Genomic DNA, 19,609 nt, shown 5'->3' with positions numbered 1-19,609 from the left:
GTGGCGCCGGCACGGGTTCCCACGGATGGCACCGGTGCCGTTGCTGCTGCGAAAGCCGGCGCTGTCCCGCGAGCGCGCGGGACAGCGCCGGGCAGCCCGGACTTCTCCACCGTCCGCGCTGAACTCGGCCTGCGGGTCGATTTCCCCACGTCCGCGCTGAGCGAGGTCGAGCAGAGCGTCGCTCAGGCCGAGGTGGACCGATCCCGGGTCGATGCCACCGATCTTCCGCTGGTGACCGTGGACCCGCCGGGAGCGAAGGACCTCGACCAGGCGGTGTCGGTGAGCCGGCGCCGGGACCGGCGCGGTTACCGGATCCACTACGCGATCGCCGATGTCGCCGCATTCGTGCCACCGGACGGCCTTCTCGACGCCGAGGTGCGCAAACGCGGCCAGACCATGTACCTGCCGGACGGCAACGTCCCGCTACACCCGACGCTGCTCTCGGAAGGCGCGGCGAGCCTGCTGCCGGATCAGGTCCGCTTCGCCGCGCTGTGGACGATCGACCTGGACGTCTACGGACTTCCCGAGCGGGCGGATGTCCGCCGCGCGTTGGTGCGCTCGGTGGCATGCCTCGACTACGGAGGTGTGCAACGCGGCCTCCAGCAGGGAGATGCGCACCCGTCGATCGAACTGCTCGCCGAAGTCGGGAGGTTGCGCCGGGAACAGGCGGTGCAGCGCGGCGCCATCGAACTCGGCGTACCCGAGCAGCAGGTGGAGGAGGACGGTGCGGGCGGTTGGCGGGTCGGGTTGCGTCCCCGGCTGGCGGTCGAGGAGTGGAACGCCGAGATCTCGCTGCTGACCGGCATGTGCGCTGCCGACATGATGCTCTCCGCCGGGGTCGGCGTGCTGCGCACCGTGCCGGACCCGGAGCCGGAGACGGTGGCGGGTTTGCGGCGCTCGGCGGGGCGAATCGGAATCGAGTGGCCGGATGATCGGCACCCGGCCGAGGTGTTGGCCGATCTGGACCCGCTCCGGCCCGAGGCACTGGTGGTGCACGTGGCGGCGACCAGGCTCCTTCGGGGAGCGGGCTACACCGCGTTCAACGGCAGCGTTCCGGTCAAGTCCGGGCACGCGGGCATCGGCGCCGCCTACGCGCACGTCACCGCCCCGCTGCGCAGGCTCGTCGATCGTTATTCGGCCGAGGTGTGCCTGGCGGTGAGCGCGGACCGGGAAATACCCGGCTGGGTCCACGAGGTGCTGCCGCAGTTGCCCTCCGCGATGGGCGGCTCCGACCGGGTCGCGAGCCAGGTGGAACGTCTCTGCCTCGCACAGGCCCAGGCGTGGATGCTGGCCGATCAGGTGGGGCGGAGTTTCGACGCGACGGTATTGCGCGCGCCGAACGGTTCCGACGCCGAGGTGTTCGTGACCGACCCGCCGGTGATAGCCCGCTGCGCCGGAACCGGACTGGGAGAAGGCCAGCGCATCCGGGTACGGCTTGTCGAAGCCGACCCGAGCCGACGCGAGGTCGGGTTCGAAGTGTCCTGACCCACACCGGATGAGTGTGGCGCGTCGTGCCTCGTGCATCGATCGTGGTGGGACAGTATCGAATCGAGGAAAGGGGCCCGGCGTGGCTGATGTGCGAGGCCTGACCGTGGGAGTTCTCGGAGGCACCGGGGCACAGGGCAAAGGGCTGGCGATGCGTTGGGCCAATGCGGGCTTGAAGGTGGTCATCGGATCCCGCGGTGTGGAGCGGGCGCAGGAAGCGGCCGCCGAGATCGCCGAGACGTCCGGGGGGAACGTCACCGGCGAGGACAACGTCGGTTGCGCGACCACGGCCGACATCGTGGTCGTGGGAGTGCCGTGGGATGCCCACGAGCCGACGCTGACGTCGTTGCGCGCCGAACTGGCAGGCAAGATCGTCGTGGATTGCGTCAATCCGCTGGGCTTCGACAAGCGGGGCCCGTACGCGCTGCAGGTCCCGGAAGGCAGCGCGGCGCAGCAGGCCGAGCGGTTGTTGCCGGACTCGCGGGTGACGGCGGCCTTTCACCATGTTTCGGCGGTGACGCTGGCCGACCTCGACGTACCGGAAGTGGACCTCGACGTCCTCGTGCTGGGCGATGACCGGGAGGCCACCGACGTCGTGCGGGCGCTGGCCGACACGATCCCGGGTGTGCGGGGCATCTACGGCGGACGGCTGCGCAACGCCCACCAGGTGGAGGCGTTCACCGCGAACATCATCGCGATCAACCGCCGGTACAAGGCCCACGCGGGGCTGCGGATCACCGACGTGTGAGTTCGCCCGTGTGAGTTCGTCGAGGTGCAGGGGCGCCGGTACGGCATCCGGCGTCCCGCACGCGGTGTCCGGAGCCGCGGAGTTCTGCCGCCACGGGGTCGGGGGGCGATCCTGGTGGGGAACGTCGACCGGGCGGGAGTGAGCACCGTGACCGAGCAGCGAAAGGACCGGCGTCTGCCCGCGGAGGCCGACCGCTGGAGCGAGGACGAGCGCGAGCGCGCGGAAAACGTGCTCGGTGGCCACGCGACCGTGGTCAACGTGCGCAGGAACGGGCCGCACAAGCATCTGGTGCCGTGGCTGGAGTCCGAAGGGCTGCTCATTTACGTGGGGCATTCCGGCGGACGGCATTCCTGGCCGGGTTCCGACTTCGCCAGCCCGTTCGTGAAGGAAGCGAAGTCGGATCGGAACGCCATGGTCCGGCACTACGAGCAATGGCTCGACGAGCGGCCCGCACTGCTGGGCAGGCTGGGCGAGCTGACGGGCCACGCGCTCGGGTGCTGGTGCGCGCCGAAGCCCTGCCACGCCGACGTGCTCGCCGCCCGGGCCGGTTAGGCCCTGCTTCGGAAGCGGTGCCGGTCGCATTCGACGCGGGATCCGTCGCCAACGGGGCCCCGCTCCCGACCGGCGATCGAGCGGCGTCACATTTCCGACCGGCGACCACCATCGACGGTCCACGCGGCACCGGTGACGTAGGAGGCCCGTGGTGAGAGCAGGAACGCCGCGACCGAGGCGAGTTCGGACGGGTCGCCGCTCCGGCGCAGCGCGGCGGCCTGCTCCGCATCCACCTGCGACTGCGGGTGGTCCCGCGCGAGCCCGCGCGCACGTTCGGTGTCGAAACGCCCAGGCAGCAGCGCGTTGACCCGCACGCCATGCGGGCCGACCTGGTTCGAGAGGTCCTTGAGGTAACCCTGAACTGCGGGGCGAGCCACGTTGGAGCTGGCGAGTCCGTCGAGCGGTTGGGCGCCGGAGGTCGAGGTCAGCACCACTACCGAACCGCCGTCGCCGAGTTCGCGGGCGACCTCGCGGGTGATCCTGATCGGCGCCACGGCGGCCAGCTCCAGCCCGCGACGCAGCACGTCGTCATCGAGTTGCTCCGGGGTGCCCGCCGGTGGCCCGCCATGGCTGACGAACAGCCCGTCGAGCCGCCCGAACGCCTCCCGAGCGAGTTCGACCAGCCCTCGCGGCGTGTCCGGGTCGGTCAGGTCGGCGGTCAGCCCGCGGGCGCCGTCACCGAGCGCGGACACCGCGGCGGTGACGTTGGCCTCGGACGAGGACGACACCACGACGTTGGCGCCCTCGTCGACGAGGGCGCGGGCCGTGGCGAAACCGAGTCCCTTGCTCGCACCGGTGATCAGATAGCAGCGTCCGCTCAAGCCGAGATCCACGCTTCGACCCTAGGTCGTGGTGCGCGGGCTTTCGCCGCTCCCGCGGCCTATGCTGACGGCATGGCCACCGACCGGGCTGCGCAGTTCAGCGGGGATACCTCCCGGCGCGGTGAGTGGGTCCGACAGCCGAACCGCTTCACCGACCGCATCACCGCAGGCGGCGAGTCGGGTCGGCGGATCGAACCCGGTCGATATCGTCTGGTGGTCAGCCTCGCGTGTCCGTGGGCCCACCGTTCCGTGATCGTTCGGCGTCTGCTGGGGCTTGAAGACGCGATCTCGCTGGCGGTGGTCGATCCGATCAGGGACGAACGTGGCTGGCGCTTCACCCTCGACCCGGGTGGCACTGATCCGGTGACCGGCTTGTCCTTCCTGGCCGAGGCGTACCTGGCAGCCGATCCGGATTTCGACGGGCGCTACACGGTGCCTGCCGTGATCGACGTCGAATCCGGGCAGGTCGTCACCAACGACTTCCCCCAGCTGACCCTCGACTTCTCGACCGAGTGGACCCCGCTCCACCGCAGGGGAGCGCCCGATCTCTACCCGGCGGGACTGCGCGAGGAAATCGACGAGATCAACGAACTCGTCTACACCGACGTCAACAACGGCGTCTACCGCTGCGGGTTCGCGACGTCGCAGGCAGCGTACGACGTGGCGTTCGACCGGCTGTTCGTGCGCCTGGACTGGTTGTCGCGGCGCCTGGAGAACAGCCGCTACCTGGTGGGCGAGGCGATCACCGAAGCCGATGTCCGGCTGTTCACCACCCTGGTTCGCTTCGACGCGGTGTACCACGGTCATTTCAAGTGCAACCGGCACAAGCTGACCGAACTGCCGGTGCTGTGGGCCTACGCCCGGGATCTGTTCCAGACCCCGGGCTTCGGCGACACCGTCGACTTCGACCACATCAAACGCCACTACTACGGCACGCACGCGACGCTGAACCCGAGCGGGATCATCCCGGCCGGACCGGACCTGTCCGGCTGGCACTCACCGCCCGGTCGCGGGCGTTAGGGAGTGCTTCGGAAAGGTCAGTCGAAGCCGTGTTCGGAGGCGGGGAAGGCGCCACCGCGGACTTCGTCGGCGTAGCTGCGGGCAGCGTCGGCCAGAGTTCCTCCGAGATCGGCGTAGCGCTTGACGAAACGGGCCGTGCGTCCGGTGTTCATCCCGGCCATGTCCGTCCAGACCAGCACCTGCGCGTCCGTGTGCGGCCCCGCCCCGATCCCGACGGTGGGAATGTCCAGGTCGGCGGTGACCCGCTTGGCGGTCTCGGTGGGCACCATCTCCAGTACCACCGCGAAAGCTCCCGCCTCCTGCAACGCCAGCGCATCGGCGATCAGCGCGTCAGCCTGGTCGCCACGTCCCTGCACCCGGTACCCGCCGAGCCCATGCTCGCTCTGCGGTGTGAACCCCAGGTGCCCCATGACGGGGATCCCGGCGGAGACGAGAGCTTCGACCTGCGGGGCGTACCTGCGGCCGCCTTCCAGCTTGACGGCGTGCGCCCGGCCTTCCTTCATGAACCGCGCGCCGGTGGCGAATGCCTGCTCGGTCGAAGCCTGGTAGGAGCCGAACGGCAGGTCGGCGACGACCAGGGCGTGTTCGGTCGATCGGGTCACCGCGCGGACCAGCGGGAGCATCTCGTCGACGGTCACCGGCAGCGAGGACTCGTAGCCGTACACGTTGTTGGCCGCGGAGTCGCCCACCAGCAGCACCGGGATTCCCGCTTCGTCGAAGATTCGCGCGGTATACATGTCGTAGGACGTGAGCATCGGCCAGGCTTCACCGCGCTGCTTGAGTTCCTGCAGGTGGTGAATGCGAACCCGGCGTTTGGGCGGTGTGGAGCCGTGCGGTGCGGCCGTTTCACCGCTTGCGTTCTGGGCAGCAGTCATCGTTGACCATCCTTTTCCTCAAGGCCCGTCGAGCGGGTCCCTGGGCGTGTGCGGAAGGTTGCCACCACAAGCGTCCCACCGGGAGCTCATTCGCGGCAGACTCCGGCGACCGACGTCACAGATCCGGTGGGGTCAACGTGCCCTGGGCATTCTCGAATCTCGGGGGCGGTCAGCGCAGGCCGACCACGAAGCCCTCGTCGCGGATTCCGCCGTAGATCGCGGGGCAGAACCGGCGCATCGCGTCATCCAGGATCGGCACGTAGTCGGGAGCGTCGCCGAGCGGGAGACGGTAGCCGTTCCGCACCTTGTGACGCTCCCAGAGATGCTCCATGCCCTGGTGGCGTTGCCGGAACGAGGGATCCGCGGGGAACAGGTCGAGGCGCACGAGCACACTGAGCCGCAGGGTGCGGCTGGCCCAGACCCGGCGTTGCTTGGTGCGTGAGATGGACACTCCGGCCAGCTCCGGCCAGCCCACCGCCCACGGTGCGCCCCGCGGATCGTGCCACGTGATCCCGTTCGCATCGACGATCAGCTTCCGATCCCTGCTGATGGGTTTCCACAGCAATACGGCCAGCAGCCCCATGCCGAGGAGGAACAGACCGATCACCCACGCGAGCACTTGGGCGGTATGGCCACCGGAGACGTTCCCGTTCAGCGCGGCGTAGGTGATCAGGATGCCCATGCCGCCGGCCACGGACCCGCCGGCCACCGCGTGTCTGCCCGCTCTCTTGCCGATGTCGAGCACCATCGGTGCCCCGGCCGTGCTCGGCTGCTGCGGCGAGCGGAAATCTCCGTGTTGCGGCATACCCATGCCTGGGACGTTAGCCTGCTCCACTCCGTCGTCGGGCCGCGATCCGCGATAAATCGACGCCCGTCGTCCACGAACCGGTGCACCGGACGCGCGTCCACTCAGGGCGGACCGGCGCGCATGGCCGAGTAGGCCCGGCGCAGCACCTCGGTGAGGTCGGTGCCGTCGACCGCGATCGGAGGCTTGCCGAGTTCGTCGAGTATCGCCCCCGGCCGGTCGGCCGAGGCGGCAGGGCTCGCGGGGGCGCGAGCGGGCGGGCTCGTCCAGAACGTGTTCAGGCACTGCTCCAACGGCGGTACCTCGCTCACCGGTCGGTCCGGGGGCGGTGCTGTACCGCGCAGCGAACGGAGCCGATCGAGCAGTTCCTGTCGCCCCCTGCCGCGCCACGCCAGGATTTGGAACGGGTCCTCGTCGAACGCCTCGGCCAGCAGATAGCAGGTCGCCGCGAGGTGCTTGCACGGGATTTCCCAGTCCGGACAGGAACAGTCCATGGTCAACTCGGCCGGGGATGCCGGGAACAGCTCCAGGTCCAGCTCGGTGAAGACCTCCTCGATCCCGGCGGGCATCTCCCCGGAGAGCAGCTTGGCCGCGTAGAGCGCGCGACCGGCCAGCGCCTCCTCGATGGCGGCCCACTGCGCCCCGTCGAACGCCTTCGCGGCGATGCGCGCCCGGTAGGGAGTCGCCCGCGACCCCTGGACCTGGGCGGTGACGAGGCTGGTGGACACGGACATGCTCAACACTCGCCCGGAGCGGGCGTAGTGCTTGCCGCGCTGAAGCCGTCCACTCATGTGGAACGACTCCAGGACCTCGATGAACCGCCGCGACCACCAGGTCCGGGCGATCTCCCCGCGCCTGCTGCGGGCTCGGAGGCCGCCTTCACCCTCGGGAGGACCGGCGTCGCTACTCACCGACGGCCTCCGGTGACAGGGCGATGAGCTCGCGCAGGCGGTTGGTGGACAACTCGGTCACCCACTCGTCCCCGGCGCCGACGACGAGCTGCGCCAGCGCCTTCTTCTCCTCGATCATCCGGTCGATCTTCTCCTCGAGCGTGCCGATGCACGTGAGCTTGCGAACCTGCACGTCGTTGCGCTGGCCGATGCGGAACGCCCGGTCGGTGGCCTGGTCCTCGACGGCGGGGTTCCACCACCGGTCCAAGTGCACGACGTGGTTCGCGGCGGTCAGGGTCAGTCCGGTGCCACCTGCCTTCAACGACAGCAGGAGGATCGACGGGCCGTCCGCGGCCTGGAACCGCTCGACGATCCGCTCCCGCGTCGCCCGCGGGGTGCTTCCGTGCAGGAACAGCGCCTCGGTGTCGAGCCGTGCCGCCAGGTGGGGAACCAGCATTCCCCCGAACTCGGCGAACTGGGTGAAGCACAACGCCTTCTCCCCATCGGCCAGCACCTGCTCGAGGATCTCTTCCAGCCTTGCGAGCTTCCCCGACCGCTCCGGCAACGACGATCCGTCACCGAGCAGGTGGGCGGGGTGGTTGCAGACCTGCTTGAGCTTGGACATGGTGGCCAACACCAGTCCGCGCCGTTCCGTGCCCTCGCTGTTCGAGATCCGGGCGAGCATGTCGTCCACGACAGCCCGGTACAACGATGCCTGCTCGGTCGTGAGGTTGCAGAGCTGCTTCATCTCGACCTTGTCCGGCAGGTCATCGATGATGGCCGGGTCGGTCTTGAGTCGCCGCAGCACGAACGGCCCCGTGATCCGGCGCAATCGTTCGGCGGCCTCGGCGTCGCCGTCCCGCTCGACCGGTACGGCGAATCGCGCGCGGAACGTTCCGGTCGAACCGAGCATGCCGGGGTTGAGGAAGTCCATGATCGACCAGAGTTCGGCCAAGCGGTTCTCCACCGGTGTGCCGGTCAACGCGATCCGGTGCCGGGACTTCAACGCGCGCACCGCGCGGGACTGGCGGGAGCGACTGTTCTTGATGTTCTGCGCCTCGTCGAGCACCACGCGATCCCAGGTCACCCCCGCGAGCGCCTCCTGATCGCGGGAGGCCAGTGCATAGGTCGTGATGACCAGGTCGTGATCCGCCACCGCGCGCCGCAGCTGCTCGGCGTCCAACCGGTCCGTGCCGTGGTGCACGTGGACCGCGAGATCGGGCGCGAACCGGGCGGCTTCGCGCTGCCAGTTTCCGACCACGGACATCGGGCACACCAGCAGTGTCGGTGCACGCCGTTCGCCTGCCCGCGCGACCGATTCGAGCGCGAGCAGCTGCACCGTCTTGCCGAGTCCCATGTCGTCGGCGAGGCAGGCGCCGAGGCCGAGGCGGTCGAGGAACACCAGCCACGCCAGTCCACGGCGTTGATACGGACGCAGCGTCGCGGTGAAGGATTTCGGTGGTTCCACCGGCTCCCAGTGCTGATCGACCCGCCCGGAAAGCAGATCGCCGAGCCGCCCCTCGCCGTCGACCCGCGTGACCGGCATCGGGACGTCCGAGTCGTGCGGGTCGAGGCCTGCCCACAGCAGCACGTCACCGGCGCTCATCTGCCCGGAACCCGCGCGAGCCAGGAAGTCGAGCCCGGCCCGCAACCGCTTCTGGTCGACGTGGACCCAGCGGCCGCGCAGCCGCACCAGCGGGACCTTCGCCGCCGCGAGTTCGTCGAGTTCCGCGCGGGAAAGCCGCTCCTCGCCCAGCGCCAGGTCCCATCGGTAGTCGAGCAGCGCGTCGAGTCCGGAGCCGTCCTCCTTGGTGACGACCCCCGAAGCGGCGCCGCCGCCGGCGGTCAACGCGAGCCCCAGCTCGTCCTTCCGCCCCCACCAGGACGGCAGCAGCACGCCGAACCCGGCCCGATCGAGCGTGGCGGCCTCGTTGAGGAACCGGTACGCGCCGTCCGCGTCGAGGCGCAGCTCGACCGGGTGCGTCTCCCACAGGGCGGAATCGAGGCCCGCGTAGAGGTGGCTCGCGCGCCCCAATTCGGCCAGCAGGAGCTCTTCAGGGGCGTCCGCCCACCGGTGCAGCACGCTGTCCTGACCGCGCCACACTTCGGTCGCCGGGACGAGCACGCTCGGATCGTCGACCGCCTGCAGCAGGAACTCCAGCCGCCAATCGTCGCCGTCGTCGCCCTCCTCGACCTGATCCGTCTCGACCTGGTCGGGTGAGCGCAGTCGGAAGCAGAGGCGCAGCGGGGTGTCCCGGGCACCGCCGGTCTGCCACTCGGACAGCTCGTCGGCCAGTTCACGTGCCCGCTCGGTGTCCACCCGGAGCCGCGGATCACCGGTCAAGGCAACCAACCACGCTTCGGGCGAAGTGGCCGCTCCCGCCGGTGCGGGCGCGGCCAACTGCACGGACCGTGCCGAGAGGCGGACCCGCACGAGTCCGTCCACCAGCGCGTCGAGTGTCGTGCGGAGGACCTCGGCGGGGTCGCGACCGTCCCCGCTACCCGGGTCGACGCGCTCCGCGCGGCACACCGGTGGTTGGGCTTCGCGAAGCGCCACATATCGGGCCGAATCGGTCCCGGACAGCTGCGGGCGCCAACGAGCCGCGGGGCCGGACGGTTCGAAGGCGACCAACGGCAGCACTCGGCCCGCGGTGATCAACTCCTCGGCGAACTCGGCGACCTCGGCCAGGTGGCGCAGTGCCGCGCCCCGCCGCATACCCGCCGCACCCTCGGGAAGGTCGGTGTCCGCAGCGAGTCGCAGCGCTCCGGCCGGGTCGGCGCCCGGCTTCCACAACAACGCCGGAACGGTCCACGCCCGTAGCCGGAGTTTGCCGCGAGGTGCGGGGCCCGCCGTGAGCGGATCCCGGACCAGCTCGGGAGATGTGGCGGGCGCCGAGGCGAGGGACGGAAGCAGCAGCGTCAGCGTGCCGATCTCCACATCGGTCGAGGCGATCGGCAGTTGCTCCAGGAGATCTTCTCCGGGCGCTGCGAACGGATGAGTCACCGGGTGGCGCGGGAGCCGGCCGGAAAGGCGGGCCGGACGTGCGGAATCCTCGGCCCACAGCGCCAAGCGCCCACTCGCGGTGCACATCCCGTGCACGACCAACACGTGCGATCACCATTCCGAACCCGCATCGGTGACGGCCCCGTCCGCGACCCCCGCCACTCAGCTTACGGGCGGACCTCCCGCCAGCGGTTGGTCACCGGAAGTCGCCGGTCCCGCCCGAACGCCTTCAGCGAGATCTTGGTGCCCGGCGGGTACTGCCGCCGCTTGTACTCCGCCCGGTCGACCATCTGCAGGACCTGTTGGAGGAGATCGGCGTCGAAACCCTCGGAAATCAGGTCGGCATAGCTCCGGTCGCTCTCGACGTAGCCGTCGAGAACCTCGTCGAGCAGCTCGTACGGCGGCAGCGAGTCCGTGTCGGTCTGGTCGGGCCGCAACTCGGCGGACGGTGCCTTGGTGATCGAGCCCTCCGGGATCGGGGGTACTTCGCCCCGTTTCTCCGCCTCGGCGTTGCGCCAGGTCGCCAGCTTCCACACCAGCGTCTTCGGCACGTCCTTGATCGGGGCGAACCCGCCGACGGCATCGCCGTAGATGGTGGAGTAGCCCACCGCCAGTTCGGTCTTGTTGCCCGGGGCCAGCACGAGGTGCCCGTGCTGGTTGGACAGCGCCATCAACGTGACTCCCCGGCAACGTGCCTGCACGTTCTCCTCGGCGAGCCCGGTCAGTCCGAGTTCCTCGACGAAGGTCTTGACCATGCCGGCGATCGGCCGCACCTCGTAGTGGCAACCGATCCGGCGGGCGAGCTCGGCGGCGTCGGAACGGGAATGCTCCGAGGAGTAGTCGGACGGCATCGAGATGCCGTGGAGGGCGTCGGCTCCCACCGCGTCGGCGCACAGCGCTGCGCACACCGCCGAGTCGATGCCGCCGGAGAATCCGAAGGTCACCGAGCGGAATCCGTTCTTGTGCACGTAATCACGCAACCCGGTCACCAGCGCCGACCACACCTCGGCCGGGTCCGGCAGCGGCTCGGCGGTGGGCGGGGTGGGCAGCGGTTCATACGCGGGCTGCGGGTTCGGCTGCAGCACGGTCCGGGACACGTCGAAGGCGGGCAGCCGCGACAGGCCCGGACTCCACGGCACGGTCGTCGCGTCGTGGTCCCCGGCGTCCAGGTCCACGTCCAGCACCATCAGGTGCTCGGTGAACTTCGGCGCCCGGGCGACGACGGCACCGTCGGCGCCGGTGAAGAAGGAGTCACCATCGAAGACGAGCTCGTCCTGCGCGCCGACCATGTTCACGTAGGCGATCGGTGCGCCCGCTTCGGTGGCCCGCTTGGCCACCAGCGACGTTCGCTGGTCGTCCTTGCTCCGTTCGTAGGGGGAGCTGTTGATGCACACGACGAGGTCGACGCCGACGTGTCCCAGTACCGCGACCGGCCCACCGTTCTGCCAGATGTCCTCGCAGACCACCACGCCGATGTCGAGCCCGTGCAACCGGACGATGGGCAGGTCGTAGCCGGACGCGAAATAGCGGGCTTCGTCGAACACCCCGTAGTTCGGCAGGTGGTGCTTGTCGTAGGTGGCGACGACCTCTCCGCCGTAGAGGAATGATGCCGAGTTGCGGACCCCTTCGTCGTCGCGGTCGAGATGCCCGACCACGACGAGGGCATCGCCCGAGCCGGCCTCGTGGAGGTCTCGGGCGAGGGATTCGACCGCGGTGCGGTTCGCGGCGGCGAACGACTTTCGCAGTGCGAGGTCCTCCACCGGATAGCCTGCGAGCACGGTTTCCGGAAACGCGACTAGGTGGGCTCCCTGCCGCACGGCCTTTCTGGTCCACTCCAGGACCATCGAACTGTTGCCGGACACGTCTCCGACACATGCATTGACCTGGGCGAGTGCGATGCGCAACTGCGACATGGACTCATTTTCGCCCACCCGGCACGTCTCGTGCGGATTCAAGATTGTGAGTCCACTCTCGTCCGATGGCGTGTCACTCGTAGGAAGAACGACCAACCTCGCTCGTGCGTGCTCGGGCCGGTCTCTCGACTGCCCGTGTGAACCCCTTCCGTGTGGGCGTGTCACGATCCAGTCGTGACACGCCTACTGGCAGTGATAAGCGCGCTCGCCGTTCTCAGCGGCGTGGCGGCCTGCGGGCAGTCCGACCCGCGGCCGGAGCCGCACACCGAGCAACGCGGCCCCGCAGGCCCGGTACCCGCCGGTCTCGAGAAGTACTACGGCCAGGAACTGTCGTGGGGCCCGTGCGACGAGTACGCCAGAACCGCCACCGACCGCACCACCTACGCAGCCGACACGATCGAATGTGCGCGGGTGGAGGTCCCGATGGACTACGCCGACCCGGACGGGCGGACCGTTCGGATCGGTCTGCTGCGGAAACCGGCGACCGACCAGGACGACCGCCTCGGATCCCTGCTGGTCAATCCCGGCGGCCCTGGGGCCTCCGGCATGAGTTCGGTCGCGAGCCTGGCCGGCACGGTCGGGCCCACCGACCTCGGTTCCCGGTTCGACCTGGTCGGCATCGACCCGCGCGGCATCGGTGCCAGCGCCCCCACCATTCGCTGCCTGACCCCACAGGAACGCGACGCCGAACGACTCGACGCCGACCCCGGCCGGACCTCGCGGGAAATCGCCCGAACCGAGCGCGAAGAACGTGACTTCGCCGCCAAGTGCGCCGAACGGACGGGCCAGGACATGCTCGCCCACGTCGGTACGCGCGAGGTCGCCCAGGACCTGGACGTGGTCCGGTCCGTGCTCGGCGACCGGCGGCTGAACTACCTCGGCTACTCCTACGGCACCCGCATCGGCTCCGAATACGCCGAGCGGTTCCCCGGCAACGTGCGGGCCATGCTGCTGGACGGAGCGATCGACCCGGCCCAGACCAGTACCGAAGCCCTCGTCGCCCAGGGCGCCGGGTTCCAGCGCGCCTTCGACGACTTCGCCGAGTGGTGCGCGGATCGCGAGCAGTGCGCACTCGGAAACCAACCCGAAGGGGCGGTGTCGGCATACCAGAAGTTGACCCGCCCGCTGCTCGATCAGCCGGTTCCCGCAGGCGAGCGCCACTTGTCCTACTCGGACGCCACGACCGCGACCATCCAGGCGCTCTACGCGCCCAGTCTGTGGGGACGGCTCGAGACCGGGCTGCGCGAACTCGCCCACGGTAGGGGCGAGACGCTGATGGCGCTGGCCGACTCCTACCACGGGCGTTCGGCCACCGGCTCCTACTCGACGGTCAACGCCGCGTTCGAAGCGGTGCGCTGCGTCGACGATCAGCGCGTGATGGACCCGGCCAAGGCGCGCGAAGCGGATCGCCGCTACCGCGAGCAGGCCCCGTTCCTCGACGACGGTCGTGGTCCGAGTCCGGCACGTGACGCCTGCGCGTTCTGGCCGGTCCCGGTGACGGGGGACGCGGAGCTACCCGAGGTGCGGGGACTACCGCCGGTCCTGGTGGTGTCGACGACCGGCGATCCCGCCACGCCCTACGCCGCCGGGAAGGAGCTGGCCAGCGCGATGCGTGGACGCCTGCTGACGTTCGAAGGCACCCAGCACACGGTGTTCCTCCAGGGCAACTCATGCGTGGACCGCGCAGGCATCGACTACCTCGTCGATCTCGAACTGCCGGACGAGGGCACCCGCTGCTCGAACTGATCCGGTGAGCGGCGCGTGCGGCCGCGGAGGAGAGCGAAGCAAGGCCGGCGAACAGATCTCAAAAGGTGCACGGATGGGCGACGGGCGGTCGGAAGCATTTAGGCTTCGGGCATGAACCGCCAGCAGGAGTTCGTGCTCCGCACCTTGGAGGAACGTGACATCCGCTTCGTGCGGCTGTGGTTTACCGATGTCCTCGGCATCCTCAAATCGGTGGCGATCTCGCCCGCCGAGCTGGAGGGCGCCTTCGCCGAGGGGATCGGGTTCGACGGCTCGGCGATCGAAGGATTCACGCGGATCTACGAGTCCGACATGATCGCCAAGCCGGACCCGGCCACCTTCCAGGTGCTGCCGTGGGAAACGGCGGACGGCGAGCACTACTCGGCCCGCATGTTCTGCGACATCGCCATGCCCGACTCGTCCCCGTGCTGGGCGGATCCGCGCCACGTGCTGCGCCGTACGTTGTCTAAGGCGACCGAAGCCGGATTCACCTGCTACGTGCACCCCGAGATCGAGTTCTTCCTGCTCAAGGACCTACCAACCGACGGGAACGAACCGACACCCGCCGACTCCGGTGGCTACTTCGAGCAGGCGAGCCACGACGCGGCTCCGCACTTCCGCCGCAACGCCATCGAGACCCTCGAAGCCATGGGGATCTCGGTCGAGTTCAGCCACCACGAAGGAGCGCCCGGCCAGCAGGAGATCGACCTGCGCTACGCCGATGCGCTCACCATGGCCGACAACGTCATGACCTTCCGCTACGTGGTCAAGGAAGTCGCTCTGACCCAGGGGGTGCGCGCCTCGTTCATGCCGAAGCCGTTCAGCGCCCAGCCCGGCTCGGGGATGCACACGCACTTCAGCCTGTTCGAAGGCGACCGCAATGCCTTCTACCACCCGGAAGACCCGTACGGCCTGTCCGAGACCGGTCGCGCGTTCGTTGCGGGAATCCTCCGGCACGCCCGCGAGATCAGCGCCGTCACCAACCAGTGGGTCAATTCGTACAAGCGGTTGATCATCGGCGGCGAGGCGCCGACAGCGGTGTGCTGGGGTCACGCCAACCGCTCCGCCCTGGTTCGAGTACCGATGTACTCACCGGGCAAGTCCTCGTCGCGCCGGGTCGAAGTCCGCAACCTCGACTCCGCGTGCAACCCGTACCTGGCCTACGCGGTCACCCTCGCCGCCGGGCTCAAGGGCGTGGAGAAGGGTTACGAACTCCCACCCGCCACCGAGGACGACGTGTGGTCGCTGACGGAGAGCGAACGCAAGGCCGCCGGTTATGCGAGCCTGCCGCAGAACCTCAGCGAGGCGCTCAGCGAAATGGAGTCCTCGGAACTGCTGGCGGAAACGCTCGGCGAGCACGTGTTCGACTTCTTCCTTCGGAACAAGCGGGACGAATGGCACGCCTACCGCAGCCACGTCACGCCGTACGAGTTGCGCACCTTGATGCCGATGCTGTGAGGCCCATGTGTCGCGGGGTCGGGGCATGTGGTCGGCGCACGCGGGGAGATAGGTTCGGGGGGTGACTGATCCCCAGGCGCACCCCGACCCTGCCGCCGAGGAGTCCGGTGCTCCGGAAGGCACCGATCCGGCTTCCGGGCCCGCAGCCCCGCCGCACCCCACCTCCGAGGGGCGGACGGGAGCTTTCCCCGAGCCGACGGAACCGTTCGGCGAACCCGAATGGCCGACAGAACCACCCGAGGCGGTGCAGCCCCCGTCGAGCGGGGGGACGCTGCTCGGCTGCACCGTGGTGGGGCGCAGCAGGATCCCGGCCGCCGAGGTGCTGCGCGAATCCTTTCTCCACCACCACCCGGAGGCGCGGTTCGTCCGGCTCGTCGTCGACGAGCCGGAGAACGTCGACCAGACGAGCGGGGACGTCCTCACGCCGGTGGATCTCGGTATCGACCGAGTGGAATTCGCGCGGCTGGCCGTGGCCTGCACCGGTGAGCAACTCCGCGCCCTCCTGCGCCCGCTGCTACTCCGAAAGCTGATCGAAACCGGCGTAACCGCGCTGTACCTCGAACCCTCGGTGCAGATCTTCGGTGCGTTCGACGACCTGCTCCAGGACCTCAACGAGAAGCGGCCGGTGGCCCTCGTGCCACGGGTGCTGCGTCCACTGCTCGCCGACGGCATGCGTCCCGACCCCGGGGACCTGGCCGAAGCGGGCACGTTCGATCCCAGCGCGTTCGCGGTGCGCCCGGGTGCCGAAGAGTTGCTCGCCTCGTGGGAGGAGCAGTTGCGGGCCGATCCCACCGTCGGCACCTCCCTCGACCGAACGTCCGTCCTGGTCGATCACCACGTGATCCGCGATCCCGGCGTGGGCCTGTCGGTCTGGAACGCGGCCCAGCGGGACCTCCTGACTTCCGAATCCGGCCACCGGATCGTGGACGGTGCCGAGCTCAGAAGCGTGCACTTCGACGGGTTCCAGCCGCAGCGACCGTGGTTGCTGTCCACCTACTACGCCGACCGGCCGCGCGTGCTGCTCTCCGAGAACACCGTGCTGGCAGGGCTCTGCGCCGGTTACCGCAACGCCCTGGTCGTCGCCGGATACACGAGAGAAGAACCGGACGCCTTCGACAGTCTGCCGGAGGGCACGGTGCTGCCGGACGCGTTGCGGGCCGAGTACCTGCGCCTGTGGCTGCGGGACGGGGACGTACCGCCGAGCCCGTTCGAACCCGTCTCCTCCGCGGGCAACCCGGTGAATGGCTTCCTGGACTGGGCCTGCTCGCCGGCTGACCCCCGGCAGGCAGCGGCAGGCGGGTCCCGTTGGACCGCTGCGGTGTGGTCCGACGACCCGGTGCTGCGCAGGGACTACCCGGACCCGTTCGGTGCCGATGCCGATGCGTTCTACGAGTGGTGCGTCGGCGTGGGCGTGGCCAGCACCCGCGTGCCCGCACCTGCCGTGCGGGAGCGCGGCGCCGGCGACCCGGCTGCCACCCTCGTCGACCAGCTCGGAGTCGCGGTGGTCGGGTCGGGCCGGATCGCGGACCTCGTGCGTGCCGCCGTTCGGGTGTCCGGGCTGCCCTCGGCCGACAGCGCCTACTACCCGGTGGTCCTGCGCTGCGAAGCCGGAGTGGCGGTGCCCGCGGGCCGACACCTGATCGACGTGCGCGCCGACGGCCACCGGGAGCACTCCGCCGAGGCGAACGAGACGTGGGTGCTCTCCGAAGCCGCCCGTCGCACGGTTCGCCGGGGTGGAAGCGGACCGACCAGGGTCGTTTCGCTGCCGCTTCTCGACCCCGGTTGCGTGGAGCTGCCTGCCCGCAAGGCCGCACGGGCGCGGTTCGGATTCGACGACGAGTTCGTCATCGGAGCTTTCGCCGAACACGCCGATGAGCGGCAGGACAACGTGCTCGGCCTGGTCAACGCCTTCGTAACGGCCTTCGCCGAACGCGATGACGTGCGGCTGCTGATTTCGGTCGCCGATGCCGACGAGTACCCGGAGGCCGCCGAACGGCTGAGGCTGGCAACGGTGATCGACCCCCGCGTCGTCCTGCTCGAGGACGGCACCGACCACGAATCGCTCCTCTCGGTTTCCGACTGCGTCGCTTCGTTGCATCGGGCCGACGGCGGGGACCACTACGCCCTGCGGCTGCTGGAGATCGCCGCCCACGGAGTCCCGGTGATCGCCGCCGACCACGGTGCGGTATCCGAACTGCTGGGCGCCCAGGGCGCGAAGCTGGTCGCCTGCCAGGGCAGCGAACCGGACCTCGACGCGGCTGCGAAGCTGCTCCGCGAGGTCGCCGACGACCCGCGAGACATCGCCGAGTTCGGGGTCACCGCTCGCGAGCACCTGCTGGCCGAGCACAACGTCACGCGGGCGGGGCAGCGCCTGCGTGAGCGGGTGGAACATGCTTACCGGGACTGGCGGACCAAGTGGGCGAAGGACCGGCAGGGGGAGGTGGACGATCCGCTGCATCCGCTCCTCGCGGCACGGCACGCATTGCACCGCACGCCGGAAGTGGGGGCGAACAGCCGGAACTCGATGGCGCCCGCGCTGCGCAAGGCGGTGCTCCGAGCGCTCAGCCACTACGACGACCACATCCGCGATGTGATGCGCTCCCTGGTCGACGGTGTCGAGCAGACGGCCGCCGAGCTGCTGCGGCGCCAGTACGACGCGGATGGTGGCAGCGAACTCGACATCGATTCCCTCCGTGCCGAACTGACCCGGATCGGCCAGCGCCAGGAGAGGCTGGAGGCCCAGCTCGTCGGTACCGACGACGGCATGGTGCGTGCGCGGGCCGACCTGTCCGAACAGCACCGCAGGCTCCGCGAGTTGGAAGCGGACGGCGCGGGTACGGACGGCGCGGCTGCGGACGGCCAGGACTCGCAGGTGCCGGTGCTGGCACAACGGCTGGACAGCCTCACCAGCGCGGTGGAACGAACCCTCGACCGGATCGATGCGCTGGAGAAGTCCCGCGGCGACCAGGAACGGGATCGGGAAATCGAAGCCGGGGTGCGTACCGCCTCCAACGACGCCGCGCACGCGATGCAGCGCACCGATGTGCTCCAGCGAGTCCTGCTGCGTGAGCACGAGCGGAACACCGGCAGCGAAGACGACACATCGGCACCGGTGCTCTGCGATGCGGGCCTGCTCCGGTTGCCCGCTGACGACGGGTTGATGCTGCCGTGGCTTTCCTCCCACGCGACGTGGGACGGCGAGGTCTCAGCGCTGATCGATTCGCTGCTGGAACCCGACGGGGTGTTCGTCGACGTGGGCGCCTACGTCGGTTATCAGACGGTCCGGGTTCTGAGCAGGCTCGGAAACAGCGGGGTCGTGGTCGCCGTGGAGCCATCCGCGCGTGCCATCGAGCTGCTGCACCGCAACGTCGAGATCAACGTCCCCGCGGCATGGGGACGGCAGCTGGTCACGATCGCGGGCGCCGCGTGGGACGCGGAGTGCGAACTCCGGACCGACTCCGGGTCGACGGGCGGGCTCCGCGTGGTTCCGGAAGAGCGAGGTCCCGATGACTCGCGAGCGGTGCGCGGGCTGCGGCTCGACCGGGAACTCGCGAACCACGCCGCGCTGGACGGGCTGAAGCTCTCGGTGATCCACGTGGATGTGATGGGGCGGGCCCACCGGGTACTGGCCGGGCTTACTGATCTCATCCACCGTGACCGTCCTTCGATCGTGTGCTCGTTTACCCCTGAGGCGATCGAGGGAATGGGGGACGACCCGGGGACCGTACTCCGCGAGTTCGGCACGTGGGGTTACGACCTCGTTCCCGTGGGGAGGACCCAAGCTGTCTCCGCTGATCAACTCATGCAGGCGATCCAGTCGGCCGGCACGTCGAGCACGGTCAAGCTGTGGCTGCGTCCGCACGAGGAGGGCGCGTGATCATGCCGGCTCCCTGTCAAGGGGCTGAGCAGGCGATTTGACATTCACGGAGAGTGTGCGTAACTTTTTATTTGCCGCACGGAAGGCTGGCAGTCAGCGGGGAGACCTGCTGGGGCAAGTCCAAGTGGGAGCGCCGGGAGGCCCGGAGCCAACCGGAGCGCAAACCACCTGGGGCCGCGGTTGACACCGCGAAGCAAGCCAGGTAAGATGTTGCGGTCGCCAAGTTTACAGCAAGTGAACGAAGCGCTTTTGACAACTCAAGCAGGCCGATCCAGTCGATCCACTGGGATGAGCGCGAGAGCGACCCCCCGGTAAACGGTGAAATCGAGCCCTGCTAGAGTATAAATACAAGCAAGACGGATTGCAGACTCCCTGCTGCGGCGCCCTGTGGGTGTTGGTGGTGGTGTGGGTGTGTTCT

13 protein-coding genes are annotated in these 19,609 nt (G+C 69.4%); 7 read left to right on the top strand and 6 right to left on the bottom strand.

The genetic code is table 11. The annotated features are described in order from the left end of the window. From ACYVAN_RS20215 to ACYVAN_RS20205, 3 genes are all read left to right on the top strand, one after another. The gene (locus ACYVAN_RS20215) at positions 1 to 1,485 is read left to right on the top strand and encodes an RNB domain-containing ribonuclease (RefSeq protein WP_460961948.1); all 1,485 of its coding nucleotides are present in this window, start codon (positions 1 to 3) and stop codon (positions 1,483 to 1,485) included. Between the two features lie 82 nt (positions 1,486 to 1,567). Beyond that, positions 1,568 to 2,233, top strand: a complete 666-nt coding sequence (npdG, locus tag ACYVAN_RS20210) for an NADPH-dependent F420 reductase (protein WP_460961946.1) — start codon at positions 1,568 to 1,570, stop codon at positions 2,231 to 2,233. Positions 2,234 to 2,380: 147 nt separating this feature from the next. Continuing rightward, positions 2,381 to 2,785 (top strand): DUF4326 domain-containing protein, encoded by a 405-nt coding sequence (locus ACYVAN_RS20205; RefSeq protein ID WP_460961944.1) that lies wholly within the window; start codon positions 2,381 to 2,383, stop codon positions 2,783 to 2,785. A gap of 86 nt (positions 2,786 to 2,871) precedes the next feature. Here the strand turns inward: ACYVAN_RS20205 and ACYVAN_RS20200 are convergent, their stop codons facing one another. Further along, entirely contained in the window at positions 2,872 to 3,618 is a 747-nt protein-coding gene (locus ACYVAN_RS20200; RefSeq protein WP_460961942.1) for an SDR family oxidoreductase, read from the bottom strand. Positions 3,619 to 3,678: 60 nt separating this feature from the next. Here ACYVAN_RS20200 and ACYVAN_RS20195 point away from each other — a divergent pair, with 60 nt between their 5' ends. Next, the gene (locus tag ACYVAN_RS20195) at positions 3,679 to 4,626 is read left to right on the top strand and encodes a glutathione S-transferase family protein (protein ID WP_460961940.1); all 948 of its coding nucleotides are present in this window, start codon (positions 3,679 to 3,681) and stop codon (positions 4,624 to 4,626) included. Positions 4,627 to 4,643: 17 nt separating this feature from the next. On the opposite strand, the gene panB is transcribed toward ACYVAN_RS20195, so the two are convergent. The 5 genes from panB to ACYVAN_RS20170 form a co-directional block, all read right to left on the bottom strand. Next, on the bottom strand, positions 4,644 to 5,501 hold the full coding sequence (gene panB / locus ACYVAN_RS20190) for a 3-methyl-2-oxobutanoate hydroxymethyltransferase (RefSeq protein WP_460961938.1): 858 nt from the start codon (positions 5,499 to 5,501) through the stop codon (positions 4,644 to 4,646). Between the two features lie 169 nt (positions 5,502 to 5,670). Beyond that, positions 5,671 to 6,312 (bottom strand): hypothetical protein, encoded by a 642-nt coding sequence (locus ACYVAN_RS20185; RefSeq protein ID WP_460961936.1) that lies wholly within the window; start codon positions 6,310 to 6,312, stop codon positions 5,671 to 5,673. A gap of 98 nt (positions 6,313 to 6,410) precedes the next feature. After that, the gene (locus ACYVAN_RS20180) at positions 6,411 to 7,217 is read right to left on the bottom strand and encodes an SWIM zinc finger family protein (protein WP_460961934.1); all 807 of its coding nucleotides are present in this window, start codon (positions 7,215 to 7,217) and stop codon (positions 6,411 to 6,413) included. Next, positions 7,210 to 10,305, bottom strand: coding sequence for a DEAD/DEAH box helicase (locus ACYVAN_RS20175; protein WP_460961932.1), 3,096 nt, complete (start codon positions 10,303 to 10,305; stop codon positions 7,210 to 7,212). Before ACYVAN_RS20175 ends, ACYVAN_RS20180 begins: the two co-directional genes overlap by 8 nt. Before the next feature lie 62 nt (positions 10,306 to 10,367). Further along, a complete protein-coding gene (locus ACYVAN_RS20170) occupies positions 10,368 to 12,113 on the bottom strand; it encodes an NAD+ synthase (protein ID WP_460961930.1) in 1,746 nt (581 codons plus the stop codon). A 174-nt stretch (positions 12,114 to 12,287) separates the two neighbouring features. Here ACYVAN_RS20170 and ACYVAN_RS20165 point away from each other — a divergent pair, with 174 nt between their 5' ends. From ACYVAN_RS20165 to ACYVAN_RS20155, 3 genes are all read left to right on the top strand, one after another. Then, the gene (locus ACYVAN_RS20165; protein WP_460961928.1) at positions 12,288 to 13,859 is read left to right on the top strand and encodes an alpha/beta hydrolase; all 1,572 of its coding nucleotides are present in this window, start codon (positions 12,288 to 12,290) and stop codon (positions 13,857 to 13,859) included. A gap of 111 nt (positions 13,860 to 13,970) precedes the next feature. After that, on the top strand, positions 13,971 to 15,314 hold the full coding sequence (glnA, locus tag ACYVAN_RS20160; protein WP_460961926.1) for a type I glutamate--ammonia ligase: 1,344 nt from the start codon (positions 13,971 to 13,973) through the stop codon (positions 15,312 to 15,314). Between the two features lie 61 nt (positions 15,315 to 15,375). Next, a complete protein-coding gene (locus ACYVAN_RS20155) occupies positions 15,376 to 19,191 on the top strand; it encodes an FkbM family methyltransferase (RefSeq protein ID WP_460961924.1) in 3,816 nt (1,271 codons plus the stop codon). The last annotated feature ends 418 nt before the right edge of the window (positions 19,192 to 19,609 follow it).

The sequence above is a fragment of the Parasphingorhabdus pacifica genome (genome assembly GCF_054779195.1).
This window is presented reverse-complemented; position numbering and strand designations above follow the sequence as displayed.

What these genes read in the sequence shown, in the direction of transcription:
- glnA (WP_460961926.1), top strand. Translation starts at nt 13,971, where the DNA reads ATGAACCGCCAGCAGGAGTTCGTGCTCCGCACCTTGGAGGAACGTGAC.
- ACYVAN_RS20170 (WP_460961930.1), bottom strand. Translation starts at nt 12,113, where the DNA reads ATGTCGCAGTTGCGCATCGCACTCGCCCAGGTCAATGCATGTGTCGGA.
- ACYVAN_RS20195 (WP_460961940.1), top strand. Translation starts at nt 3,679, where the DNA reads ATGGCCACCGACCGGGCTGCGCAGTTCAGCGGGGATACCTCCCGGCGC.
- ACYVAN_RS20185 (WP_460961936.1), bottom strand. Translation starts at nt 6,312, where the DNA reads ATGGGTATGCCGCAACACGGAGATTTCCGCTCGCCGCAGCAGCCGAGC.
- panB (WP_460961938.1), bottom strand. Translation starts at nt 5,501, where the DNA reads ATGACTGCTGCCCAGAACGCAAGCGGTGAAACGGCCGCACCGCACGGC.